This window comes from Pseudomonas sp. C2.3V (assembly GCF_058536325.1).
The window spans coordinates 2,025,625-2,048,860 of sequence record NZ_JBZUBN010000001.1 but is presented as its reverse complement, the minus strand read 5'-3'; the positions used below and the strand labels follow the sequence as shown (position 1 = coordinate 2,048,860).

Sequence of the window (23,236 nt, the reverse complement as noted above, 5' to 3'; positions counted from 1 at the left end):
GCCCCCTTGCCATACACAAGCTTGTTCCAAGCCGCACATGTATGGGTGAACTTCACGGATACACCTTAGTAAAGAAATACAGGCCACACGCCAAGGAGTAATAATATGGACACCACGGAACCCTCCAGAAAAGCATCATATCCGCCAAAATGGCAAGAGCGTTTCGCCTTTTACGAAACCTATGGTGCACCTAAAACCGCTACCTGCAAAAAGGCATTCAAGCAGCTTCCTTTTCGAAAGAAGCTCCTGATCATTAGATGCTGGCCAGCCTTTTTTCTCGGACCTTTCTATTTGATTTTTGCGTTAGGTTTAAAGAAAAAAGGTTTAGCCATGTTAGGCATTGCCTTCTCTACCGGCTTACTTGAACTTCTGTTTCAGGAGCTAACGGGGATTGATGTCCCCCAAGCGCTTGACTTTGGCATTAGCATAGGCTTTGCGATTGCTAACTCAATGATCGCCAATTACGCCTATTATCTTAAAGAAATGAAAAATACGCAGAGCTGGAATCCGTGGGAAGGTTTCTCGGCTTTCGGATGAGTTTAGGCGGGCTAGCTCTCTCAGCTTGGAAAACTTCGGTTTTTACAACGACGTTGGTTATTTATCAAAATAGCCAACGTACCTCTACTGCAAAACCTCTTTACAGCGCTAATCTTGTCAGACATCTTATAGGTAGACCGGATAATTAATCTAAATAAGAAGGTGTTCCAGATGCATTCCGAGCCTGTTTTTCTCGCCAAACGCTCGCATAATCTTTCGCAGGAGCTGGCCAATATTCTCGATAGCCAGATACGCGATGGCCAGCTTAGCCCTGGCGCAAAACTGCCTTCCGAAGCGCAAATCATGAAGGCTCATGGCGTGAGTCGCTCGGTTGTTCGTGAAGCGCTTTCCCACCTTCAGGCAAACGGCAAGGTAGTCACCCGGCAAGGTATCGGCACATTTGTCTGCGAGCCCATTATTCGGCTATCAGGCATGATTGATCCCTCCAGTGTAGAGACACTGCAGGATGTTCTTTCAGTCGTTGAAGTCCGAATCAGCCTTGAGTCCGAAGCGGCAGCCCTGGCAGCACAAAGGCGCTCAGAGGCACATCTGACGCAGTTTAGAGCTCTGCTCGACCGTATGCAGGCACGGGCAAGAGCGTCCTCTCCCTCAGAGGATCTCGACATGGAAATGCACCTTTTGATCGCCCAGGCAACCGGTAATCGCTACTTTACAGAGATCATGAGCTGCCTTAGCCGAGAACTCATTCCACGTATGCGCCTGAACAAAGCCTTTAATGAAAGTTCGCTGTCCCAAGCCTATCTTGAACGGCGCGATGCCGAACATGAAGACATCTATAACGCCATTGCCCGGCAGGATGCCATTGGGGCTGCGGCAGCTATGCGTCTGCACCTTAGTAACAGCCGAGAACGATTGGTAAAAGTGATGCAGTCACTTTAGAAGGGCCAGCTGCAATCAAAAAATAAGCAAAAGAGCATCGCACCCACTTGTATGACGACTGATGAGAGGTTAGGCTAAATCCACAACAACAAACCTCATGGCTCTCAGCAGGGTGCAATACATGAATCCGCAAGAACTCAAGCACACCCTTTCATCCGGATTGCTGTCCTTTCCGGTAACCGATTTCGATGCGCAGGGCGAATTCCGCCGCGATACCTACATCAAGCGACTGGAATGGCTGGCGCCCTACGGTGCCAGCGCCCTGTTTGCGGCGGGCGGCACCGGTGAGTTCTTCTCGCTGGACCAGAAGGAATACTCCGACATCATCAAAACGGCCGTGGACACCTGCAAGGGCATGGTCCCGATTCTGGCCGGTGCCGGTGGCCCAACCCGCGTAGCGATCCAGCAGGCTCAGGAAGCCGAGCGCCTGGGTGCCCAGGGCATCCTGCTGCTGCCGCATTACCTGACCGAAGCCAGCCCTGAAGGCGTAGCCGCGCATGTCGAGGCGGTGTGCAAGTCCGTCAAGTTTGGCGTTGTGGTGTACAACCGTAACGTCTGCCGTTTGAAGCCTGACCAGCTGGAAATGCTGGCCGAGCGCTGCCCCAACCTGATCGGCTTCAAGGATGGCATGGGCGATATCGAGCTGATGGTCTCCATCCGCCGTCGCCTGGGTGATCGCTTCACCTACCTGGGTGGCCTACCGACCGCTGAAGTCTACGCCGCGGCCTACAAGGCGCTGGGTGTACCGGTGTACTCCTCGGCGGTGTTCAACTTTGTTCCCAAGACGGCCATGGACTTCTACAAGGCCATCGCTGCGGATGACCACGAGACCGTGGGCAAGCTGATCGATGACTTCTTCCTGCCGTACCTGGACATCCGTAACCGCTGCGCAGGTTATGCGGTAAGCATCGTCAAGGCCGGTGCGAAGATCGCAGGTTACGACGCCGGTCCGGTACGTGCACCGCTGACCGACCTCAAGCCTGACGAGTACGAGCGTCTGGCTGCGCTGATGGACAAACTCGGTCCGCAGTAAGCATTTGGGCCGGTTGCGTGCCCCCTACGCAGCGTATTGCAACCGAGCCTGTTTTACAGCCAAGGGCGGTCCGCCCCGCCCTTTTTGACAATGCAGTACCCGCCACAACAATAAAAGTGGGAGAGCATTCATGAGCCATACCGCTCAATCGGCTGTATCAGCCGACGTTCTGGCGAGCGCAGTCGCCAAGGTCAAGCGACACGTCCTACCGCTGTTCATCATCATGTTCATCGTCAATTACATTGATCGCGTGAACATCGGGTTTGTCAAAAACCATCTTCAAACTGACCTGGGCATTGGTGTAGCCGCCTATGGTCTGGGCGCTGGTCTGTTCTTTGTCGGCTATGCGCTGTTTGAGGTCCCCTCCAACATCCTGCTGCAACGGGTTGGCGCACGCGCCTGGCTGACACGCATCATGGCCACCTGGGGCATCGTGGCTGCCATGATGGCCTTTATCCAGAACGAAACGCACTTTTATATCCTGCGCTTTCTGCTCGGTGTGGCCGAAGCGGGCTTCTTTCCGGGTGTCATCTACTACTTTACTCGCTGGCTACCCGGTGCCGAGCGCGGCAAGGCCATTGCGCTATTCCTTTCCGGATCGGCTATCGCCTCGATCATTTCCGGCCCGGTAACAGGCGCCCTGCTGCAAATCGAGGGGCTGGGCCTGCACGGTTGGCAATGGATGTTTTTGATCGAGGGGCTTTTCTCCGTTGCGCTGTGCGGCTTTGTCTGGTTTTGGCTGGACTCACTGCCCCATGATGCCAAATGGCTAAAGCGCGAAGAGCAGGATGCTCTGGTATCAACCATTGAGGATGAGCAACGTCAGCGGGAACAGGCACAGACGGTTAAACCGACTCTGATGCAACTGCTCAAAGACTCCCAGATCATGCTGTTCTGCGTGATTTATTTTGCCATCCAGCTGACCATCTATGCCGCCACGTTCTGGTTGCCCAGCATCATCAAGAAAATGGGCAACATCAGCGACTTTGAGGTCGGGTTGTTCAACTCCGTACCCTGGCTGATCTCCATTGTGGCCATGTATGCCTTCGCCTCGCTTTCGGCACGCTGGAAATTCCAGCAGGCCTGGGTTGCCGTTGCCCTCCTGGTAGCGGCGGCAGGCATGTTCATGTCGACCACAGGCGGCCCCATCTTTGCCTACGTTGCCATCTGCTTCGCCGCCATCGGCTTCAAGTCCGCATCCTCATGCTTCTGGCCGATTCCCCAGGCGTACCTGGATGCTCGCATCGCAGCAGCCGTATTGGCCCTCATCAACTCGCTGGGCAACCTGGGTGGCTTCGTTGCACCGACTGTCTTCGGCATCCTTGAAGAGCGGACCGGTTCAATCCAGGGCGGCCTTTATGGCTTGGCAGCTACGTCCATCCTGGCGGCCATCGTGGTGTTCTTTGCCCGGACCAAGCCCAAAGGACAGAAACCAGACGCTGGCAGCACAGGCCTGGAACTCAAGCCCGTTTAACTCCCACTACGCCCGGCTTTACCGCTGGGCGTTACCTAAACAAGCGTACCGGCAGTACTCCACTGCCTGCCACAAGAATAAAGCGTGAAGAGGAATAGGTATGAACGTACAGGTCACTCATGAGGCTCTCACACAAGCGCCCGTCATCACCGACATGCAGGTCGTTCCGGTTGCAGGGCACGATGGCATGCTGCTCAACCTCAGCGGCGCACACGGTCCGTTCTTTACTCGCAATATCGTTATCCTGAAAGACAATGCAGGCCATATTGGCGTGGGTGAGGTGCCCGGCGGCGAAAAGATCCGGCAGACCCTTGAAGATGCTCGTGCACTCATCGTTGGACAGACCATTGGTACCTACAACAACATCCTTAATCAGATGCGCCGTACGTTCGCGGATCGTGATGCTGCCGGTCGAGGCCTACAGACATTTGACCTGCGCATCACCATTCATGCCGTAACAGCTGTAGAAGCCGCCCTATTGGACCTGCTCGGTCAGCACCTGGGCGTTCCGGTTGCCGCCCTGCTGGGCGAAGGTCAGCAGCGCGACGCTGTAGAAATGCTGGGTTATTTGTTCTACGTAGGCGACCGCAACAAGACTGATCTTCCCTACCGCAGCGAGCCAGAGGCCGATAATGACTGGTTCCGTGTGCGCCATGAGGAAGCCCTGACCCCGGAAGCTGTGGTGCGCCTGGCCGAAGCAGCCTATGCCCGCTACGGCTTCAACGACTTCAAACTCAAGGGCGGCGTGCTGCGCGGCGAAGAAGAAATGGAAGCGGTGACGGCTCTGGCTGAACGTTTCCCCGAAGCGCGGATCACGCTGGACCCGAACGGTGCCTGGTCACTCAAGGAGGCGATCGCTCTTTGCCGTGACAAGCATGACGTACTGGCCTATGCCGAAGATCCCTGTGGAGCTGAGGATGGCTACTCCGGCCGTGAGGTGATGGCTGAGTTCCGCCGCGCCACAGGCCTTCCGACTGCTACCAACATGATTGCGACCGACTGGCGTCAGATGGGTCATGCTATCCAGCTGCAGTCCGTGGATATCCCGCTGGCCGACCCGCATTTCTGGACGATGCAAGGTTCAGTTCGTGTTGCGCAAATGTGCAATGACTGGGGCCTGACCTGGGGTTCGCACTCCAACAATCACTTTGATATTTCCCTGGCCATGTTCACCCACGTCGCTGCGGCCGCGCCAGGAAAAATCACAGCCATCGATACACACTGGATCTGGCAGGACGGCCAGCACCTGACCAAGGAGCCCTTCCAGATCAAGGGCGGTCTGGTCGCTGTTCCGCAAAAGCCGGGACTGGGCGTCGAGATCGACATGGATCAGGTTGCCAAGGCCCACGAGCTGTACAAAGGCATGGGACTGGGCGCACGGGATGATGCTGTAGCCATGCAGTTCCTCGTGCCGAACTGGACATTCAATAACAAGCGTCCTTGCATGGTCCGCTGAATTTGTTCGTTCCATCAATACACGCAGCATAGCCGTACCTTGGAGTAAAACAATGAAAAAAGCTTTATGCGCCTCCCTTCTGACTGCATTCGTTTCACTCACTGCAAGCAGTGCTTTTGCTGCAGAGGAAACCAAGTGGCCTACTCGTCCGGTACAGGTCATTGTGCCTGCCAGTGCGGGCGGTGATACGGATTTCAACGCCCGCACTATGGCTAAGTACTTTACCCAGATCACGGGTAAATCGATGGTCATTACCAACATGGGCGGAGGTGGCGGCTCTGTAGCCACCTCCCAGGTCAAGAATGCCGAGCCCAACGGCAATACGATCCTGTTTGCTCACGTCGGCCAACTGATTGTCAACGAGGTTTCCGGCCTGGTGGATTACAGCTATGACGCCTTCGACATATCCAGCATCGCTGCGGTAGACAAAGGAGCCGTATTTGTATCGGGTAAGCCATCCGGCGTCGACTCGCTGGACGCACTAATCGAAAAAGCCAAGGCAAAACCTAATAGCGTTATCTATGGAACAGAGCTGGGTGGCTTCTCGCACTTGCAGGGACTTATCTTCCAGAAGCTTGCCGGGGTACAACTTAAGATGGTTGATACTGGTTCGGCAGCTGAGAAAGTCACTTCCCTGCTTGGCGGCCGTATCGATATGTCTGCAGTGAGCTATGGCGCCGTACAGGACTATGTCAAAACCGGCGATATGCATATCCTGGCGCAGCCTAACGAAGAGCCGAACCCGCTTTTGGGTGATGTAAAGACCTTCAAGTCTCAGGGTATCGACTTTGTCATGGATAAACCCTACATCATCGCCTTTCCCAAAGGGACGGACCCAGCCATCGTTAAGAAAATGGCTGACGTCATGAAGCAGATTACTGAATTGCCTGCTTATGCGAAAGATCTTGAGCAGGGCTTCAAGCAGCCGGTCAGCTACTACAATACTGAACAGGCTGTTGCTCGTCTGAAGGAAACGCGCGAAACGTTCATGCAGTACAAGGATATGTTGCAGCAAAACAAGTAAGCCACCCTGCCAGCCAGGCTCGTCAATCGAGCCTGGCGCTGCTGTTTCCATGTGAGGACGTTATATGGAAAGCCACAAGAAAAAAGAGCTTGTGATCGGCGTGGTTATGCTTGGCGCTGGTCTGATTTACCTGTTCATGACAATGAACCTACCCCGCAAAGGTTTTGTTGACGCCGCCTTTGTACCTTATGCCCTCTCTATGATGATGTGCCTGTTAGGCGTAATGCAGTTGATTGCCAGCAGAAAGCCGGCCAACCCTGAGGGGGACAACGAAAGCGTCAGTGCTCCGGCTGATTATGCAACTGTATTGAAGACGCTGGGGTTGATTGTTCTTTATGCGGCCCTGCTGGATACAGTAGGTTTTCTCGTGATCACCGCGCTGTATCTCTATCTACAGTTCATCGTACTGACACCCGCCAGCCACCGTGTCAAACATGTGAACTATCTGATCATTGCCGTTATCGCCTCAACCTCTATCTATTTCATTTTCCGCCATGGCTTCGATCTGATGCTACCGGCCGGATTCCTGGACCTATAAGGAGACGGCCATGTTAGAACTCTTGCAGGAAGGCTTTTCCGCCGTATTCTCGTTTCAGATTTTAATCCTTATTACCTTGGGCGTAGCCGTTGGGATCGTATTTGGAGCGGTACCGGGTCTCACCGCTGTCATGGCAATCGCTCTGAGCCTGCCACTGACTTACACAATGGGACCTGCTGCGGGTTTGTCGCTGTTGGTATCACTGTATATTGGCGCGACGTCAGGCGGCTTGATTTCGGCCATCCTACTGAAGATTCCTGGCACGCCCTCGTCCATTGCGACAACGTTTGACGGCGCGCCGATGATGGAGAAAGGTGAAGGCGTCAAGGCACTCGGTGCAGGGATTGTATTCTCGTTTATCGGTACGATTGTCAGTATCGCTGCACTCATGTTTATCGCTCCCTGGCTAGCCAAAGTTGCCCTGCGGTTTGGCCCTCATGAGTATTTCGGGATTGCGATTTTTTCCCTGACGCTGATCGCCACGCTTTCGACCGGCTCGATGATCAAGGGCCTGTTTTCCGGCGTAGTAGGCTTTGTCTTTGCCACGGTAGGCATTGCACCGGTAGATGCCATCCGGCGCTTTACCTTTGATACCCCTAACCTCAACAGCGGTTTTGAGATTCTTACCGTGCTGGTGGGCATTTTTGCCATCTCCGAGATCATTAAAGTCGCTGAAAGCGTGCGGTCAGAACGCAAGGCGGCCGTTGCTTCGGTCAGCATGAAGCAGATCAAGGGATTTGGTTTCTCAATGAAGGAATTCATTGGTCAATTGCCCAACTCGATTCGCTCATCATTGATCGGTATCGGCATCGGGATTCTACCCGGCGTAGGAGCTGGCACCTCGAACATCGTGTCCTACATCGTAGCCAAGAAACGCTCGAAGCATCCCGAGAAGTTTGGCAAAGGTGTAATCGACGGTGTGGTAGCCAGTGAAACCGCTAACAATGCCGGAATCGGCGGTGCGATGATTCCGCTGCTAACTCTGGGAATTCCCGGCGATGCCGTCACAGCCATTCTGCTGGGTGGTTTTATGATTCATGGCATTCAGCCAGGACCGATGCTATTCATGAGTCAGGGACCGCTGGTATATACCATTTTTGCCGCCCTGCTCCTGGCTTCCGTCATGATGTTGATATTGGAGTTTTATGGCCTGCGTATCTTCATCAAACTGCTTGCCGTACCTAAGCACATCCTCCTGCCCATCATCCTTGTACTGTGCGTAGTGGGTGCGTTTGGCCTGAGTAGCCGTATCTTCGATATCTGGACCATTCTGTTGTTTGGCCTGATTGGCTATGGCTTTGTGAAAGGCGGTATACCTGCTGCGCCATTTATTATCGGATTTATCCTCGGGCCGATGGCCGAAACCAACCTGCGGCGTGGGCTGATGCTTTCGGATGGAAACTTCACGGGGTTCCTGACCAATCCGATTTGCGCCACTTTCCTGGCTTTGGCTGCTCTCTCGGTCGCCTGGCATGTGTATGGCACGCTGCGCCCGTCCAAGAAGGGAGGAGCCGCCGAACTAATGCGCTCCTGACCTTACCGCCCGGTGCGAATGCGCCGGGCGCGTTTGAGTTAGCACCACACGTCGCGAGCGCCTTATTAACAGTACACAACAAAAAGCTGACTAACCTTTAAAAGAGGCCAGACGAACATACTCCATCTCTTTACAGGAGACGCTTATGAGCGAGACCACAAATCAAACGCCTACGCTCTTACTGATTGGTCCTTTATTGCCAGCGCTACAGCAGCAGATCGAATCGATGTATGCAGTCTACAAGCTCTGGGAAGTCGAGGACAAAAACACCTTTTTCAAGAGTCATGGTGACTCTATTCAAGGGATTGTCACCAGCGGAATTCATGGCTGCAAAGGCGAGGTAATACGGGCGCTTTCCAACCTGAAAGTTATCGTTAGTTTCGGCGTGGGTTATGACGCAATTGACATTGCTACTGCACGAGACCGAGGGGTAGCGGTCAGCAATACACCAGGCGTACTGGACGACTGCGTGGCCGACACTGCATTTGCCCTGCTGATCGACGTAGCTCGCGGCATCAGCGCGGCAGACCGCTTCGTTCGCAATGGCCGCTGGCTCAAGGAAAAGTTTCCCCTGGGACGCAAGCTCGGCGGCAAGACCTGCGGTATTGTGGGGTTGGGCAACATTGGCAAAGCCATAGCCAAGCGGGTTTCCGCCTTTGACATGAATGTTGCTTATTATGGTCGCCATCAACAAGCAGATGTGCCCTACCGCTACGAGCCGGACCTGAAGGCGCTGGCCAGCCAGTCCGACTTTCTGGTGCTGGCGGTCCCCGGTGGTAACGCGACCCATCACCTTATCGGTACAGACGTACTACAGGCATTGGGCAAGGATGGCTTCCTGATCAACATTGCCCGTGGTTCGGTGGTAGATGAAGCCGCGCTAGTGAGTGCACTGCAACAAGGCGTTATTGCAGGCGCCGGGCTTGATGTATTCGCCCATGAACCCGAAGTGCCTCAGCCATTGCTGGAAATGGATAACGTTGTCCTGACACCCCATCTGGGCAGCGGGACGCATGAGACACGTCAGGCCATGGCCAATCTTGTGCTTGAAAATCTCAATCTGTATTTCACGAGCGGAAAACTCAAGACCCCCGTGTAATCCACCGAGCCTCCAACGGTTTCACCGGAGGCTTAACGTTCCCTTCTCAACAGGAGACACGACCACCTTCAGATCGCTTACATACCAACGAGGCGGGCTTGTCCGAACCCCGTTCCATGGCCTGCAGTAGGTCTGCCGACATTGGACTGCAAAACGCTCTTGATAGTGACAAGAACAATCAACCTATTCAGAGAGTTACGTCATGGCACATACCGAATCGGTTTCCAAAAAGGCAGTCAGTACTTCCCGTTATTCTCTTTCCAACCTCGCCAAGGTGCTCGGCCCTGGCATTATCGCAGTGCTCTCCTGGCTAGGCGCGGGCGACCTGATCACCTCATCGGTCGCCGGCTCGAATTATGGCTATGCCATGATGTGGGTATTGGCCGTATCCCTTTTGCTCCGCTTCTTGATCGTCAACATCATTGCCCGCTTCCAGCTGTGCAACAACCAGGGCATGAGCATCCTGCAAGGCTATGCCCAACTTCACCCGCTCTTCGCCTACTTCATGTTTGGCTATGCGCTGATCATGGCACACCTGACCAATGCCTACATGATCAAGGGGGCCGGCGAGGCGCTTTCGACATTGCTGCACATTAACCAGCCCTTATTGTGCTCGGTGGCGGTCGTGCTGGCCGTGTGGATGCTGGTGGGGCGAAACTTCTATGCGATGATCGAAGGCGTCATGAAGTTGCTACTGGCTATCATGACACTGGCCTTCCTGACCCTGGCGATCATGGCTACGCCGGATATGGGCGGCATCCTGCGTGGAACCATCGGTTTCAGCATACCAGCCGATGAAGGCGTTCACGGTGCGCTGCTGGTGGCGGTATCTGTCATCGGTGCCGTGGCGGGTTCGTTTTCCAATTTCGTTCACCCCTATGTGATGAAGGAAAAAGGCTGGACAGGGCCTGAGCACAAACGCATCCAGCGTAACGACCTTCTGTTTGCGGTGATTGTCGGCATTATCATCAACCTGGCCATCTGGGTCGTAGGCGCAGAGATCCTGCGGCCCAACGGTATTCAGGTCAATACGCTGGATGATCTGGGCGCTGCGCTGGAGCTGTATTTTGGCCAAGGGGGATGGCTGATCTTCTTTGTGGGCGTGTTCGCAACGCTGTTTGCCAGCATTTCAGGCAAGACAACCGCCCTGCCCATGTTGATTACCGATGCTTTCCAGTACATCCGCCCCGGTCGCCGTGAGCGCTACGGCAAGGTCCTGCACCATGATCCGATGCATAAGTGGTTCATGCTGTTTATCCTGGTTACGCCATTAGTGTGGTCGCTTCCGGGGATGCCTAACTTCGTTACCCTGACGATCGCAGTCAATGCCTTGAACATCATTGGCTTGCCGGTGATCTCCCTTGGACTGCTGATCATGTCCAACCAGAAATCACTATTGGGTAAATACCGGAACAACTGGTTCGAGAACATCGCGCTGGGGTTCGCGACAGCTTTGGCCGTATGGATTGCTTTCCAACTGGGTATCAATCTGTTCAGCTGATCCACATGGCCTGAGGGTTTCGTCCCTCAGGCCTTCCTCGAAGTCAACCGTTCCAACCAGACACCGGCTCTTTCTTCCATACCTAATCAATACAACGTAGGTTCTAATGAGTGATAGGCTTTTGACCTCTCTAAGCCAGCCAGTCCAGTGACAGAAACAGGCGCTTCTCGCCCGCCGCCAAGGCAGGCGAACAATGCACGATGCCTGCCCCTTCGTTGCCCTCCCACTTCTCACCCTTGAGCAGCGCCACTGCACCCGGCGCGAGTTGATGGGCTTCGTCCAGAGAGATAGTGGTCAGCTGGCTTTTGCCTGACCAGAGACTGCCCGGCCCGGAATAGGTCGCCACCAGCCGAAGCGGCACGTGGTCAACGTGAAAGCGTGGGCACATTGCCTTGTCCAGCAAGCGCAAACGCACCCCGACTCGGCGGGCATTGAGCAAATAGGCGAAGGCTTTGACCAGCCAGGCGACGTCTGCAACAAACCCTTCGTAGCCCTCCAAATCCTTATGGGTGCCGGCCAACTGACTCAGATTGGGTTCGGCTTCTGCATCCTCCAGTTGCACTACCAGAGACTGGGCAAATGGCTCGGCCACGCCGGTCAACATCCGGGCGAACTGTTCAATGTGCAAAGGAAGGCAGCGGTTCCAGATGGCGAGATTGATACCCTCATGGAGCACATCAGCCAAAACGGCAGGGGTATCGCCTGCTATTTGCCGGGGTGTAACGCTAGGTTCTGCCATGTTCATCAGACTCACTTTTTAAAGCGTCAGGCACAGGCTTGCTTCCCCCACCTAACAAACAAGAGGTCAGTATGTTGGGTGTAAATGCGTATTGACGCAGCACGGGCAGGACCTGTCGGATATAGACTCAAACACACAATACTCAATTAGGTTATAACATAACACAATCAGCTTTTGAGAATGCCTTCTCTATCCTGTGATCACCTTTGATATCTCTCGGATAGTGGTCATGTGCGCCAAGACAATGTTCTTGAAGCGATGCGTTGCGGCGTGTTGAATCTTTCGTTTATGTACAAGCCTAAGGGCCAGACCCGGACGTTATTATCAAGGAGAACGAATGCTCATTAGAAAACTGGCAGGTCCACTGCTTGGCCTTATGCTGTTGAGTGGCTGCGCCCATCAAGAAGCGGATACGCCAGAAACAACCGACCAACTCACCCAAGGCACTGCGGCTAGCCCGACCACTCAAGCGCCCATGGATTTCAATACCGCCAAAGCGATGGCTGAGCGTGGCGATATCGACGCGCAGATCCAACTGGGCAGCTTCTATTTCATGGGCAAGCCAACCAAGGATTTGAGACAGGCCGAGCGCTGGTGGAAGCTGGCCGCTGACCGCGGTCATCCCGAGGCAGCCGTGAACCTGGCATTTCTGTATTCAGGACAAGCTGATCCGGCCCTGGCCAACGAGGCCGATATGATCAAATACCTTAATCAGTCGGCAGCCGGTGGCAATCCCATGGCTCAGCACATGCTGGGTAACTTTTATATGGAAGGCATGCATGGCCTGCCCAAGGATACCTTTCAGGCCAAGCAGCTCTACAAGAGCGCCTGTGACAAGAAGTTCGAGAACAGCTGCCAGCGGCTGTCTACGCTTCCCTGAAACAATGGCTGGGTCCTCCATCAGACCCAGCCTCGGTATTACTGGTGCTTAAAGTTTGCGTCTCGCTTTTCAACAAAGGCGTTCATGCCCTCTTTCTGATCTGCCGTGGCGAAGACGGCATGGAAAATACGTCGTTCGAACCGCACACCTTCACTCAGGCTCGTTTCAAAGACCCGGTTGATGCTCTCCTTGGCCATCAGCGTTGCCGTCAACGACTTGTTGGCGATCTCATGAGCAACTTTCAGGGTTTCGCTCACAAGGCTGTCCACAGGGAAAATGCGGGCTACCAACCCTGCCCGCTCGGCTTCCGGTGCCTCCATCATGCGGCCGGTCAGGCACATTTCCATGGCCTTGGCCTTGCCCAGCGCCCGAGTCAGCCGCTGAGTACCTCCCATGCCCGGCAAGACGCCAAGCTTGATTTCCGGCAGGCCAAACTTGGCATTGTCCGCGGCGTAGATGAAGTCGCATAGCAACGCCAGTTCACACCCACCTCCCAGGGCATATCCGGCTACGGCTGCAATCATCGGCTTGCGCCGGCTGGCGACACGATCCACAGCAGAGAAAAAATCATCTAGATAAATGTCAGGAAAGGTCAGGTCGGCCATTTCCTTGATATCCGCACCTGCCGCAAAGGCCTTGGACGATCCGGTCAGCACGATGCAGCCAATGGTGCTGTCCCGCTCCAGCCCGTCCAACGCCTGATTGAGCTCGTCGATCAATTGCGTGTTTAGGGCATTCAGGGCCTGAGGACGGTTGAGCGTGATCAGCGCGACACGCTCCTGTATTTCGATCACCAGGGTTTCATAGGACATAAAGTTACTCTCCTAGATGGCGGGCAATGACAAGCCGCTGAATATCACTGGTGCCCTCGTAAATCTGGCAGATCCGGGCGTCGCGATAGATGCGCTCCAGCGGATAGTCGTTGAGGTAGCCATAGCCACCCAGGGTTTGCAACGCAGCGGAGCAGACGCGCTCCGTCATCTCGGAGGCAAACAGCTTGGCCATGGAGGCCTCGACCAATGCAGGCCTGCCGGCATCCCTGAGCGCGGCGGCATGCAGCACCATCTGCCGAGCCACGGCGATTTCGGTTGCCATGTCCGCCAGGCGGAAAGACACAGCCTGATGCTCGACGATAGGCTTGCCAAAGGTCTGCCGGTCACGGGCGTAATCGCGTGCATATTCGAATGCCGCGCGAGCCATGCCCACTGCTTGCGCTGCAATACCGATGCGTCCGCCCTCAAGGTTGGCCAGGGCGATCTTGTAGCCTTGCCCTTCCTCGCCCAGCCGATAAGCCGCCGGGATACGCACGTTGTCCAGTTGGATTTGACAGGTGTCGGAGGCATGAATGCCCAATTTGTGCTCTACACGAACGACCGAATAGCCGGGTGTTGAGGTTGGCACCAGAAAGGCGGTGATGCCTCGTTTACCAGCGGATGGATCCGTCACGGCAAAGACAATCACAACGCCTGCATTACTGCCGGAGGTAATGAACTGCTTGGCCCCGTTGATTACGTACTCATCACCTTCCCGCCGTGCCTTGGTCCGTAGATCACTGGCGTCCGAGCCAGCCTGAGGTTCGGTGAGTGCAAAGGCACCAATCATTTCACCCGTAGCCAGCGGTATCAGAAACTGGGTTTTCTGCTCATCGGTGCCGAAGTGATGAATCGGGACGCAGCCTACCGAGTTATGCACGCTCATGATGGTGGAACAGGCTCCGTCACCGGCGGCAATTTCCTCAAGGGCCAGTGCATAGGCAACATAACCTGTCTCGCAGCCGCCCCAGGTATCAGGCACCAGCATGCCCATGAAACCCAGCTCAGCCATCTCCCGTAACGCTTCTCGAGGAAAGGTATGCTCGCGGTCCCATTCTGCCGAGAACGGACGCAGCCGCTCCTGAGCAAACTGACGGGCCATGTCGGCAATGCTTTGTTGTTCTTCGGTAATCAGCATGATCTTGTCCTCACATCAATACAGGCATTCCACGGCCATCGCGGTTGCCTCGCCGCCGCCAATGCAAATGGCCGCTACGCCTCGGCGCAGCCCATGACGGCGCAAGGCCGAAATCAGGGTCACCAGAATCCGTGCACCTGAAGCGCCAATAGGATGGCCCAATGCACAGGCACCGCCATGAACGTTGACCTTTTCATGGGGAAGCCCAAGCTCGCGCATGGTGACCATGGCAACTACAGCAAATGCTTCATTGATTTCGAACAGATCCACGTCGTTCAGCGACCAGCCTGTCCGCTTCATGAGCTTCTGGATGGCGCCAATGGGCGCCGTGGGAAACAGATGCGGTGCATCGGCGAAGGCTGCATGTCCGTGGATAGCGGCCAATGGTGTCAGCCCCTGCCGCTCGGCCTCGGAGCGGCGCATCAGTACCAGCGCCGCCGCACCATCGGAAATCGAACTGGAATTGGCAGCCGTTACCGTACCGTCCTGACGGAACGCAGGCTTTAATTCGGGAATCTTGTCGAGCCGGGCCTTGGGCGGCTGCTCATCATCGCGGATAAGGCGTTCTTCCTTACGGGTCTTGACACTAACCGGCACGATCTCGGCCGCAAAGGCACCCTCCTCGATGGCCTTGCGCGCCCGGGTCAGAGAGGCCATCGCATACTCATCCTGGGCAGCACGGCTGACCTCATGCTGCTGGGCACAGTCTTCGGCAAAAGTCCCCATGAGGCGACCCTTGTCATAGGCATCCTCCAGCCCATCCAGGAACATATGATCCAGTACGCGCCCATGGCCCATGCGATAGCCGGCGCGGGCACGATCCAACAGATACGGTGCGTTGGACATGCTTTCCATGCCCCCGGCAATGACAACGTTGGCACTGCCAGCCCGCAGCAGGTCATGGCCAAGAATGGCAGCCTGCATGCCGGAGCCACACATTTTGTTGAGCGTAGTGCAGGGTGTGTGTTGGGTAAGGCCTGCACCCAGTGCAGCCTGCCGTGCCGGTGCCTGCCCCAGGCCGGCGGGAAGCACACAGCCCATGAGCACCTCATCTACTGCCTCAACGCTGATGCCGCTACGCTCGATAACCGCGCCGATGGCCTGGGCGCCCAGCTCCGTTGCGCTCAGCCCTTGCAGATCGCCCTGGAAACCGCCCATGGGGGTGCGGGCAAGACTGACGATAACGATGGGATCGTGATTCATGATGATCTCTCTTATTTGGCTGCCATGCGCAAGGCGCCGTCGAGACGAATCACCTCGCCGTTGAGCATGCTGTTTTCAATGATGTGCCTGACCAGGGCTGCATATTCCTCAGGCCTGCCAAGACGCGGCGGGAACGGCACGCCTGTAGCAAGGGATTCGCGCACGGCCTCTGTCATGCCTGCCATCATGGGCGTCTCGAAGATACCTGGGGCGATGGTCATGACCCGTATCCCGTAACGTGCCAACTCCCGGGCAGCCGGTAGCGTCATGCTGGCGACGCCGCCTTTCGAGGCTGCATAGGCTACTTGCCCGATTTGCCCGTCAAAGGCCGCAATGGAAGCGGTGTTGATGATGACGCCACGTTCGCCACTGGCCTCAGCCTCGCCCTGCGTCATAGCTTCGGCGGCCAGACGCAGCATGTTGAAACTGCCAATCAGATTGATGCCGACGACTCGGCTGAAGCTGTCCAAACCATGAACACCGCTTTTTCCCAGTACCTTTTCACCCCCTACGACACCTGCGCAATTGACCAGCCCATGAACGGCGCCAAAAGCCTCCATCGTGGCGGCTACGGCTGAACGCGCCTGAGCTTCGTCGGTGACATTGGTCACGGCGCAGCGTGCCCGTGGGCCAAGTACCTCGACCTTCGCCTCGACACTGGGCGCATGCATATCCACCAGCATAACGTTGGCTCCAGCCTCCACCAGCATGGTCGCGGTAGCAGCCCCCAGGCCCGAGCCCGCACCGGTCACAAGGAACGTTTTGTTTTCAATCTGCATACAGCACTCCTTAGGCGGCAGATGCCGGGGTAGCCTGGGCCTTCGCAATCTCCTGGTTACGCAGGATGAATCGCTGAACTTTGCCACTGGGGGTTTTGGGAAGCTCCGCCACAAATTCGATTTCCCGCGGATAGGCATGGGCGGCCAGGCGTTTGCGTACGTACTGGCGCAGCTCTTCGGCAAGCTCTGGGGTATCGCAGTACCGGCTATGAATGACGACGAATGCCTTGATGATTTCGGTGCGCTCTGGATCAGGCTTGCCCACTACGGCCGCCTCGATCACGGCCGGATGCTCGATCAAGGCACTTTCCACATCGAACGGTCCTACGCGATAGCCCGACGTTGTGATCACATCATCGGATCGCCCCACAAAGCTGATACTGCCGTCATCGTTCAGCTCGACCGTATCGCCGCTGAGGTAGTAAGGGCCGACGAAGGATTTGGTAGGCAGCCCCAGATAACCACCAAACCAGCACATGGGCGACTGTGAGAGATCTACCGCCAGAATACCGGGCTGGCCTGCGGGCAACTCCTGCGCCTGGTCATCCACTACCACGACTCGGTGTCCAGGACTGGCAAAGCCTGCCGAGCCGGGCCGCACCGGATGCTCCAGTGCGTGGTGATTACACAGCACCATGCCCAGCTCGGTCTGCCCGTAATGGTCATGGATGGTCGCGCCCAGGTTCTGCGCGAACCAGCGGATTACCTCCGGGTTGAGCGGCTCTCCTGCACTGCTGACCGCTCGCAGCCGCCCTTTGAGGCAGTCGATTACGCTGTCACCACCGGCGATCAGCATCCGGTAAGCAGTAGGCGAACCGGCCAGGTTGGTAATGCCATATTTGCGGATGATGCGACAGGTGCTCTCCACCGAGAAGGGACCATCATAAAACGTAGTGGGATGTCCCAGCGCCAGAGGGCCTGTCACGGCGTAGTACAGTCCATAGGCCCAGCCGGGATCAGCCACATTCCAGAAGGCATCTTCCGGACGCAGATCGATGGCATCGCTCATGTAACCCATGAACGCAGCGATGGCCTTGAGCGGAACGGCCAGTGGCTTGGCAGGGCCTGTGGTGCCCGAAGTAAACATGAGCAGGAAAGGATCATCCCCTGCACGCATGACCGGCTCGAAATGGGTAGGATGCTTTTCCAGTTCGCTCCAAAAACTGAAGTCGCCCCGCTCAATGCCCAGACCGCGTCGGCCACCCAGCGTAACAATGGTGGGGCAATGATCGACGTCGCTCAGCTTGCCTCGGTTGGCCCCATCGGTCACGACCAGTTTCGCCTCTGATGTCGTAAGTCGATGCTCGATGGCCTTGGGGCCAAACGCTGTGAACACGGGTTGATAGACCGCACCGGCCCGCCACGTGCCAAGGATCGTCACAAGAAGCTCTGGCGTACGCGGCAGTAGGCCCGCCACACGATCACCCGGACCTATCCCCTGGGCCACCAAAAAATGGGCGAACTGGGCCGCGCGCTGCATGAGGTCGATAAACGTCCAGGTTTCGCTGCTGCCGTCGCGGCCCTCCCAGAACAGGGCGATACGGCCTGGCAGGGCGTGGCGGTCGCAGCATTCGATACAGGCGTTGAGCGACTCGAGCGTCCCGCTCAGTCGGCTGGCAACAACAGAAGGGAAATCAAAGCTGGAATAGGCAGCCTGATAGTCCTGCATGATCAGTTCCTCGGCTTGTTGTTATTGGAACGTCAGGAGCGTCTTTTTTGACTGTATCGCGCCAGCGCTGGCTTGCAATGGTCAAACCCTTCAATCTGGCTGAGCGGTTTGGACAATCAGGCAGAGTCGGCCTGGGCGAGAATCAGGTTGCGGTAGTGACCAGGGTTGGTTCCGGTCCATTTACGAAAGGCCTTGTAGAAGGCGCTGATATCAGCGAAGCCAAGCTGAGTAGCAATGTCCGAATAGGTCATCGAGGGATCGGCCAGCCAGTCGATCGCCTGTTCCTTGCGTACGGTATCCTTGATCGCCTGGTAGGACTGCGCCTGCTCTGCCAGACGCCGCCGCAGGGTTGCAGGCGACATGCACAGGGTGTGCGCCAGGGCTTCACTGGTAGGCCATTGCTCGCCCGGCAATTGCCGCAGCTGCAGCTTGATCCGGCTCGCCAAACTATCCGAATCGCGGTATTTCTCCAGAATATTGCAGGGTGCCTCAGCCAGAAAACGCTGCAGGTCCGCCTCGCTGCGTCTTACCGGCACATCCAGCACCTCAGCAGCAAAGATGATCCGTGTCCGGCTCTGGTTGAAACGCAGGTTGTCCGAGAACATGACCTTGTAATCGGCCGTAAAGGCGGGTTCGGGGCAGCGCAGCTCGATTGCCAGGATCGGGATCCGGCGGCCAGCCAGCCAGCAGGCTACGCCGTGAACGATCATCCAGTAGGTGAAATACGCGAAGGCTCGATTGGGCGCCCCGGCGGGCTCACGCAATATAATTTCCGCCAGGCTCTGGCTGCGGACCAACTCACCACGAAGACGCTCGAAGGTAAGCCCGAGAAAAGCCAGCCCATGGATCAACGCTGCGCCTACCGTAGGTTGGGACAGGCAGGCCCGGCAGAGAAACTCGAAACTACCGGACCGCATGCCACGCGGGTCCATGCCAAAAAACTCATCATCAAAGCGCCGGGCCAGACGCCGCCAGATGCGCCCGTAAAAGGGGACGGGCACCCGGCCGCCCGGCTCCGCCAGACAGTCTGGCGCCAGCCCGATGTCGCACAATAATTCCGCATGGCTCATTCCCCGCGCAGCAAAGGCCTGTAGCGCCTCCTCCACCAGATAGGTCGAGATGGTGCCCTTGGGAACGGCACGGCTGACCACTGATCAGTCCCTCAGGGCGCGCAGCGGATGCTCGTGGGCCGAAAAGGCAGGCTCGAAAAAGGCATCCAGCCAAGCCGTGTCGTCCGTTGCGAGTGGATCTGCATGCCATTTCGGCTGGCGGTCCTTGTCGATCAGCAGGGCGCGTATCCCCTCCTGCAGCTCACCGAGCTGAGTGCAGCGCACCGACAGGTCCAATTCACTGCGCAGCGCCTCGGCCAGCGACCAGCGTTTGCTGCGCCTGAGCTGACGCAGCGTGATGGCCGCCGAAGTCGGTGAGCCCTGGGCCAATGTCTTGGCCGCCTTGGTTAGCCAGGGATTATCGCCGCTGTAGGCCTTGATTTCAGCAAGTACGGTTTTGTCATCATCGAAATCCGTCAGGGCCTGAAGGGTATCGAAGAGCGGTTGCACATTTGGCTCAGGCATCACGGCCATGCTTGCTTGCTCATGCTGGCGCAGCACCTGTGCAACCGAGGCATGGCCGAGCATCCTATCGGGCATGGCCTGCAAATCGGCAATGACCTGTTCACGCCGCTCCGCTGCAATGCAGCGATCCGCCAGCCCGACGAAAACCGCATCACGCGCCGTAAGCTGTGCGCCGGTAACGCCCAGGAACAGCCCGCAACGGCCCGGCATGCGGTTGAGAAACCAGCTCGCCCCTACATCGGGATATAACCCGATGCTGACCTCAGGCATGGCAACACGGGTGCTCTCGCATACCACGCGATGAGAGGCACCGGCGAGCAACCCAAGCCCTCCTCCCATGACGTAACCCGCCCCCCAGGCAATAAGCGGCTTGGGGTAATGATGGATGAAGTGATCGAGCCGGTATTCCAGCGTAAAGTACTCACCGGTTGCCTTGCCCGGCCCAGCTTCTCCTTCCCGCATGGCCTTGTAGAGCGCGACGATATCGCCTCCCGCGCAAAAGGCCTTTTCACCAGTTCCCTCCAGCCAGACCGCGTCAATATCGTCCTGCTCCGCCCAGTGCCTGAGCTGTTCTTCCAGCTGGACGGCCATGTTGAAGGACAGGGCGTTCAGGCTGCTCGGTGCGTCTAGCGTCACGCGCCCGAGCCGCTTGCCAGAGGCCAGTGGCAGTTCCGTTACCTGGATGCAGCGCTCACTCATGTAGGTGCTCTCGTCTTGTTCTTATCGGTCGCCCTGTCTGCCAGGAGCGACGGGGCCATGAGAAATGCCCTATCAGATAAGCACATTCCACCCAAGGGAGACAATTAATCCTAACGGTGATAAGAAGTTAGCCGCTTGCCGATTAGCGGGGCTTTGTAAATGCCTAAAAGTCACCTATAACTAATCAGGTCAGCAACCTACAGGACAAACCTCATGCATTTTCTCATCATGCAGGGCCAGTATGGTCACAAGCTGGTTAGCTATAGCGATGCTGTATTTGATTTGAAAGAAGCACTGACGGAGTTGAAAGGGAAAGACGCTGCCAACTCACCGATGATTCTTGACGACAAGGTGGTGCAAAGTACCTACCTTTGCACCGAAACTGGCATGCCTGTGCAAGAAATCGACGGCTATCTCATCCGGCTGGCTGAGCTGTAACCCGGCCCACGCTGCTGACCTGAGAGGGTCGTGTTCTTATCGCCGTATTGCAGTGTAAGAACCGCCCTCCCCTACTCCGATTGCTTCCCTGCGTTGCCCGCCCTTGTCGCGGGCGGGCAGTTCTGCCGTTAGACCTTGAACTGATTGACCAGGCGACGCTGCTGCTCGGCCAGCTGTGTCAGCTCGGCACTGGCGTGCGACGACTGCTCTGCACCCTGGGCCACTTCAGACGCAACCGTTCCGATCACCGTGACATTACGGTTGATGTCTTCAGCCACGGCACTTTGCTCTTCGGCCGCTCCCGCGATCTGGATGTTCATTTCCGTGATGACGGAAACCGCCTCGGTGATCGCCGCCAGCGCAGCTGCGGCCTCGGAAGACTGCTGCACGCTGGTCTCGGTCTTCGCCTGGCTGGCCTGCATGATCTGCACCACGTCCTGCGTACCGCTTTGCAGCTGCTGGATCATGGTCTGGATTTCCTGAGTCGCCTGCTGAGTCTTGCCCGCCAGATTACGAACTTCATCCGCCACTACGGCAAAGCCGCGGCCCTGCTCACCAGCCCGTGCCGCCTCAATGGCTGCGTTGAGGGCCAGTAGGTTGGTCTGTTCGGCAATGCCGCGAATGCTGACCAGGATCGTGGTAATGTTTTCGCTGTCCTTGGCCAGCCCTTCCACGCTGACAACCGCACGGTCGATCTCGGCAGCCAGTGCGGAAATCGCATCGCTGGAGTTCTGCACAATGGTCCGCCCGTGATTGGCTGACTGATCCGCATTACCTGCCGCCTCGGCCGCCTGGTTGGCACTGCGGGCAACTTCCTGAGCTGTAGCGGACATTTCCTGAATGGCCGTTGCCACTTGATCGATTTCAGATTGTTGCTTCTGTACCCCTTGCTGGGTGTGAATGGCGATCTCTGCTGTATGCTCGGATGCATCGCTCACTTTTTGTACCGAGGATACTACCTGGGTAATCATGGCTTGCAGCTTGGCCAGGAAGCGGTTGAAACCCTTTGCCATGGCACCCAGCTCATCGGGCCGGTTTTCATCCAGCCGACGAGTCAGATCACCCTCGCCTTGAGCAATGTCGTCCAGCATCAGCACCATTTGTTTCAGTGGTCGGGTGATACTGCGGCTTACCAGCCACAGCGCGCCAAGCCCGATAATGGCAAGGGCCAGGCCGACCAATCCCATTCCGAAGGTATTTCGATCGCTCTGCGCCTTGATATCGTCGTGAAGCTTCAGAGACTCGCCCAGTGCGGCCTGGATGGGCAGCTGGATCATCAGTGTCCATTGAGCAGACGTGTTACCAACCTTGAACGGTAGAAACAGCTCGATATGCCCATGCGCTTCGTCATAGTCGTATAGCGGCTCGGTCGACTTCAGCTGCTTCAGATTATTCAGCTCGTTTTCATCCAGCAGAGTGCTGACAGACTTGCCTAGCTGGCCGGCGTCCTTGGTATAGGCAATCAAGGCACCATTACTGGCAATCAGTGCCATTTGACCTGCGCCCTGGTAGAGCGACTGGTTGGCCTTGACCAGAGCATCCTGGATAAAGCCGACGGACAGGTCCGCACCGGCAATACCCTGGAACTTGCCTTTGACCATGATAGGCGCGGTAAACGACGCCATCAGGACAGGTTTGCCAGCGACGTCATAGGTATAGGGGTCAACGGCGCAAAGCTGTTGCGTTTCCTTGGCACACAGATAGTACTCGCCCTCGCGCACGCCCAGGTCGGAGCGTTTCTGGCTTTCCATGAACTGAATGATGTCATGGCCGAGCGTACCATCGGCATTGCGGAACCAGTACGGCAGAAAGCGGCCAGTGCTGTCATGCCCAGGCTGCCCCATGAACTGATAGTCGTCACCTGCAAAGGCATTGGGCTCCCAGCCCAGATAAGCGCCCAGGAGTTCAGGGTGCTTTTCCATCGCATTTCGAACGATTCGATCCTGCTCATCTCGCGACAGATGGACGCTGGTGCTCGGATCGCTGGCAGCCAAGGCGCTCAGCTGCGCCAGTGATGCTGCGATGTTCAATGGCTTTTCAAGGTCATGCTGGATATGCATGACGTTGGCATCGGCCAGAGAAATCAGCCGCTCCTGGATGACCTTTTCAAACAACGCCTCTGTACCCTTGGCCGCCTGATCCTGTGTACGCTCGCCGGTAACCAACGCATACCCCACCAGGGCGATGACGATCGCCAGGATACAGGCAC

20 protein-coding genes and 2 pseudogenes are annotated in these 23,236 nt (G+C 56.6%); 12 read left to right on the top strand and 10 right to left on the bottom strand.

Annotated elements, in window-relative coordinates; genetic code table 11:
* The first annotated feature begins 105 nt into the window (after nt 1-105).
* The 10 genes from AC4LF3_RS09615 to AC4LF3_RS09570 all read left to right on the top strand — a co-directional run bounded on the left by AC4LF3_RS09615 (nt 106) and on the right by AC4LF3_RS09570 (nt 11,096).
* Entirely contained in the window at nt 106-537 is a 432-nt protein-coding gene (locus tag AC4LF3_RS09615; protein WP_074826328.1) for a DUF2628 domain-containing protein, read from the top strand.
* Between the two features lie 171 nt (nt 538-708).
* Nucleotides 709-1,437, top strand: coding sequence for a FadR/GntR family transcriptional regulator (locus AC4LF3_RS09610; RefSeq protein WP_010798249.1), 729 nt, complete (start codon nt 709-711; stop codon nt 1,435-1,437).
* A gap of 121 nt (nt 1,438-1,558) precedes the next feature.
* On the top strand, nt 1,559-2,470 hold the full coding sequence (kdgD, locus tag AC4LF3_RS09605; protein ID WP_074826324.1) for a 5-dehydro-4-deoxyglucarate dehydratase: 912 nt from the start codon (nt 1,559-1,561) through the stop codon (nt 2,468-2,470).
* A gap of 130 nt (nt 2,471-2,600) precedes the next feature.
* Nucleotides 2,601-3,944, top strand: a complete 1,344-nt coding sequence (locus tag AC4LF3_RS09600; protein ID WP_010798247.1) for an MFS transporter — start codon at nt 2,601-2,603, stop codon at nt 3,942-3,944.
* 100 nt (nt 3,945-4,044) lie between these two features.
* The gene (gene gudD, locus AC4LF3_RS09595) at nt 4,045-5,400 is read left to right on the top strand and encodes a glucarate dehydratase (protein ID WP_491835170.1); all 1,356 of its coding nucleotides are present in this window, start codon (nt 4,045-4,047) and stop codon (nt 5,398-5,400) included.
* A 52-nt stretch (nt 5,401-5,452) separates the two neighbouring features.
* Nucleotides 5,453-6,424: a tripartite tricarboxylate transporter substrate binding protein gene (locus AC4LF3_RS09590; RefSeq protein ID WP_010798245.1), complete on the top strand. Its 972-nt coding sequence runs from the start codon at nt 5,453-5,455 to the stop codon at nt 6,422-6,424.
* 64 nt (nt 6,425-6,488) lie between these two features.
* Nucleotides 6,489-6,962, top strand: coding sequence for a tripartite tricarboxylate transporter TctB family protein (locus AC4LF3_RS09585; protein WP_010798244.1), 474 nt, complete (start codon nt 6,489-6,491; stop codon nt 6,960-6,962).
* Nucleotides 6,963-6,972: 10 nt separating this feature from the next.
* Complete coding sequence (locus tag AC4LF3_RS09580; RefSeq protein WP_491835169.1) at nt 6,973-8,496, top strand: tripartite tricarboxylate transporter permease; 1,524 nt, start codon at nt 6,973-6,975, stop codon at nt 8,494-8,496.
* A 145-nt stretch (nt 8,497-8,641) separates the two neighbouring features.
* Nucleotides 8,642-9,595: a 2-hydroxyacid dehydrogenase gene (locus tag AC4LF3_RS09575; protein ID WP_150347441.1), complete on the top strand. Its 954-nt coding sequence runs from the start codon at nt 8,642-8,644 to the stop codon at nt 9,593-9,595.
* Between the two features lie 202 nt (nt 9,596-9,797).
* Nucleotides 9,798-11,096 (top strand): Nramp family divalent metal transporter, encoded by a 1,299-nt coding sequence (locus tag AC4LF3_RS09570; RefSeq protein ID WP_122042600.1) that lies wholly within the window; start codon nt 9,798-9,800, stop codon nt 11,094-11,096.
* Between the two features lie 130 nt (nt 11,097-11,226).
* Here AC4LF3_RS09570 and AC4LF3_RS09565 read toward each other — a convergent pair whose 3' ends face one another.
* Nucleotides 11,227-11,835 carry a DUF1826 domain-containing protein gene (locus AC4LF3_RS09565; protein WP_491836272.1) on the bottom strand — a complete coding sequence of 203 codons (609 nt, stop codon included), beginning with the start codon at nt 11,833-11,835 and terminating at the stop codon, nt 11,227-11,229.
* Between the two features lie 337 nt (nt 11,836-12,172).
* Here AC4LF3_RS09565 and AC4LF3_RS09560 point away from each other — a divergent pair, with 337 nt between their 5' ends.
* Nucleotides 12,173-12,715 carry a tetratricopeptide repeat protein gene (locus AC4LF3_RS09560; protein ID WP_491835168.1) on the top strand — a complete coding sequence of 181 codons (543 nt, stop codon included), beginning with the start codon at nt 12,173-12,175 and terminating at the stop codon, nt 12,713-12,715.
* 38 nt (nt 12,716-12,753) lie between these two features.
* On the opposite strand, the gene AC4LF3_RS09555 is transcribed toward AC4LF3_RS09560, so the two are convergent.
* The 7 genes from AC4LF3_RS09555 to AC4LF3_RS09525 all read right to left on the bottom strand — a co-directional run bounded on the left by AC4LF3_RS09555 (nt 12,754) and on the right by AC4LF3_RS09525 (nt 20,589).
* The gene (locus AC4LF3_RS09555) at nt 12,754-13,527 is read right to left on the bottom strand and encodes an enoyl-CoA hydratase (protein WP_491835167.1); all 774 of its coding nucleotides are present in this window, start codon (nt 13,525-13,527) and stop codon (nt 12,754-12,756) included.
* 4 nt (nt 13,528-13,531) lie between these two features.
* Nucleotides 13,532-14,665 (bottom strand): acyl-CoA dehydrogenase family protein, encoded by a 1,134-nt coding sequence (locus tag AC4LF3_RS09550; protein ID WP_010798237.1) that lies wholly within the window; start codon nt 14,663-14,665, stop codon nt 13,532-13,534.
* 15 nt (nt 14,666-14,680) lie between these two features.
* Nucleotides 14,681-15,868 carry an acetyl-CoA C-acyltransferase gene (locus AC4LF3_RS09545; protein ID WP_434153483.1) on the bottom strand — a complete coding sequence of 396 codons (1,188 nt, stop codon included), beginning with the start codon at nt 15,866-15,868 and terminating at the stop codon, nt 14,681-14,683.
* Between the two features lie 11 nt (nt 15,869-15,879).
* A complete protein-coding gene (locus AC4LF3_RS09540; RefSeq protein WP_491835166.1) occupies nt 15,880-16,647 on the bottom strand; it encodes an SDR family NAD(P)-dependent oxidoreductase in 768 nt (255 codons plus the stop codon).
* Nucleotides 16,648-16,657: 10 nt separating this feature from the next.
* Nucleotides 16,658-18,316, bottom strand: coding sequence for an AMP-binding protein (locus AC4LF3_RS09535; RefSeq protein ID WP_074826295.1), 1,659 nt, complete (start codon nt 18,314-18,316; stop codon nt 16,658-16,660).
* Between the two features lie 116 nt (nt 18,317-18,432).
* Nucleotides 18,433-19,386, bottom strand: coding sequence for an AraC family transcriptional regulator (locus tag AC4LF3_RS09530; RefSeq protein ID WP_289928189.1), 954 nt, complete (start codon nt 19,384-19,386; stop codon nt 18,433-18,435).
* An 84-nt stretch (nt 19,387-19,470) separates the two neighbouring features.
* A complete protein-coding gene (locus AC4LF3_RS09525; protein ID WP_475255770.1) occupies nt 19,471-20,589 on the bottom strand; it encodes an enoyl-CoA hydratase/isomerase family protein in 1,119 nt (372 codons plus the stop codon).
* A gap of 213 nt (nt 20,590-20,802) precedes the next feature.
* On the opposite strand from AC4LF3_RS09525, the gene AC4LF3_RS09520 reads away from it, so the two are divergent.
* The gene (locus tag AC4LF3_RS09520) at nt 20,803-21,027 is read left to right on the top strand and encodes a hypothetical protein (RefSeq protein WP_010798231.1); all 225 of its coding nucleotides are present in this window, start codon (nt 20,803-20,805) and stop codon (nt 21,025-21,027) included.
* Nucleotides 21,028-21,155: 128 nt separating this feature from the next.
* Here AC4LF3_RS09520 and AC4LF3_RS09515 read toward each other — a convergent pair.
* Both AC4LF3_RS09515 and AC4LF3_RS09510 read right to left on the bottom strand, forming a co-directional pair.
* Nucleotides 21,156-21,746 (bottom strand): annotated as a pseudogene (locus tag AC4LF3_RS09515) (methyl-accepting chemotaxis protein); the annotation flags it as partial.
* Nucleotides 21,747-22,010: 264 nt separating this feature from the next.
* Nucleotides 22,011-23,087 (bottom strand): annotated as a pseudogene (locus AC4LF3_RS09510) (methyl-accepting chemotaxis protein); the annotation flags it as partial.
* Nucleotides 23,088-23,236: the final 149 nt, after the last annotated feature.

What these genes read in the sequence shown, in the direction of transcription:
- AC4LF3_RS09615 (WP_074826328.1), top strand. Translation starts at nt 106, where the DNA reads ATGGACACCACGGAACCCTCCAGAAAAGCATCATATCCGCCAAAATGG.
- AC4LF3_RS09525 (WP_475255770.1), bottom strand. Translation starts at nt 20,589, where the DNA reads ATGAGTGAGCGCTGCATCCAGGTAACGGAACTGCCACTGGCCTCTGGC.
- AC4LF3_RS09585 (WP_010798244.1), top strand. Translation starts at nt 6,489, where the DNA reads ATGGAAAGCCACAAGAAAAAAGAGCTTGTGATCGGCGTGGTTATGCTT.
- AC4LF3_RS09550 (WP_010798237.1), bottom strand. Translation starts at nt 14,665, where the DNA reads ATGCTGATTACCGAAGAACAACAAAGCATTGCCGACATGGCCCGTCAG.
- kdgD (WP_074826324.1), top strand. Translation starts at nt 1,559, where the DNA reads ATGAATCCGCAAGAACTCAAGCACACCCTTTCATCCGGATTGCTGTCC.
- AC4LF3_RS09555 (WP_491835167.1), bottom strand. Translation starts at nt 13,527, where the DNA reads ATGTCCTATGAAACCCTGGTGATCGAAATACAGGAGCGTGTCGCGCTG.
- AC4LF3_RS09530 (WP_289928189.1), bottom strand. Translation starts at nt 19,386, where the DNA reads ATGAGCCATGCGGAATTATTGTGCGACATCGGGCTGGCGCCAGACTGT.
- AC4LF3_RS09610 (WP_010798249.1), top strand. Translation starts at nt 709, where the DNA reads ATGCATTCCGAGCCTGTTTTTCTCGCCAAACGCTCGCATAATCTTTCG.
- AC4LF3_RS09600 (WP_010798247.1), top strand. Translation starts at nt 2,601, where the DNA reads ATGAGCCATACCGCTCAATCGGCTGTATCAGCCGACGTTCTGGCGAGC.
- gudD (WP_491835170.1), top strand. Translation starts at nt 4,045, where the DNA reads ATGAACGTACAGGTCACTCATGAGGCTCTCACACAAGCGCCCGTCATC.
- AC4LF3_RS09590 (WP_010798245.1), top strand. Translation starts at nt 5,453, where the DNA reads ATGAAAAAAGCTTTATGCGCCTCCCTTCTGACTGCATTCGTTTCACTC.
- AC4LF3_RS09580 (WP_491835169.1), top strand. Translation starts at nt 6,973, where the DNA reads ATGTTAGAACTCTTGCAGGAAGGCTTTTCCGCCGTATTCTCGTTTCAG.
- AC4LF3_RS09520 (WP_010798231.1), top strand. Translation starts at nt 20,803, where the DNA reads ATGCATTTTCTCATCATGCAGGGCCAGTATGGTCACAAGCTGGTTAGC.
- AC4LF3_RS09565 (WP_491836272.1), bottom strand. Translation starts at nt 11,835, where the DNA reads ATGGCAGAACCTAGCGTTACACCCCGGCAAATAGCAGGCGATACCCCT.
- AC4LF3_RS09560 (WP_491835168.1), top strand. Translation starts at nt 12,173, where the DNA reads ATGCTCATTAGAAAACTGGCAGGTCCACTGCTTGGCCTTATGCTGTTG.
- AC4LF3_RS09545 (WP_434153483.1), bottom strand. Translation starts at nt 15,868, where the DNA reads ATGAATCACGATCCCATCGTTATCGTCAGTCTTGCCCGCACCCCCATG.
- AC4LF3_RS09540 (WP_491835166.1), bottom strand. Translation starts at nt 16,647, where the DNA reads ATGCAGATTGAAAACAAAACGTTCCTTGTGACCGGTGCGGGCTCGGGC.
- AC4LF3_RS09535 (WP_074826295.1), bottom strand. Translation starts at nt 18,316, where the DNA reads ATGCAGGACTATCAGGCTGCCTATTCCAGCTTTGATTTCCCTTCTGTT.
- AC4LF3_RS09575 (WP_150347441.1), top strand. Translation starts at nt 8,642, where the DNA reads ATGAGCGAGACCACAAATCAAACGCCTACGCTCTTACTGATTGGTCCT.
- AC4LF3_RS09570 (WP_122042600.1), top strand. Translation starts at nt 9,798, where the DNA reads ATGGCACATACCGAATCGGTTTCCAAAAAGGCAGTCAGTACTTCCCGT.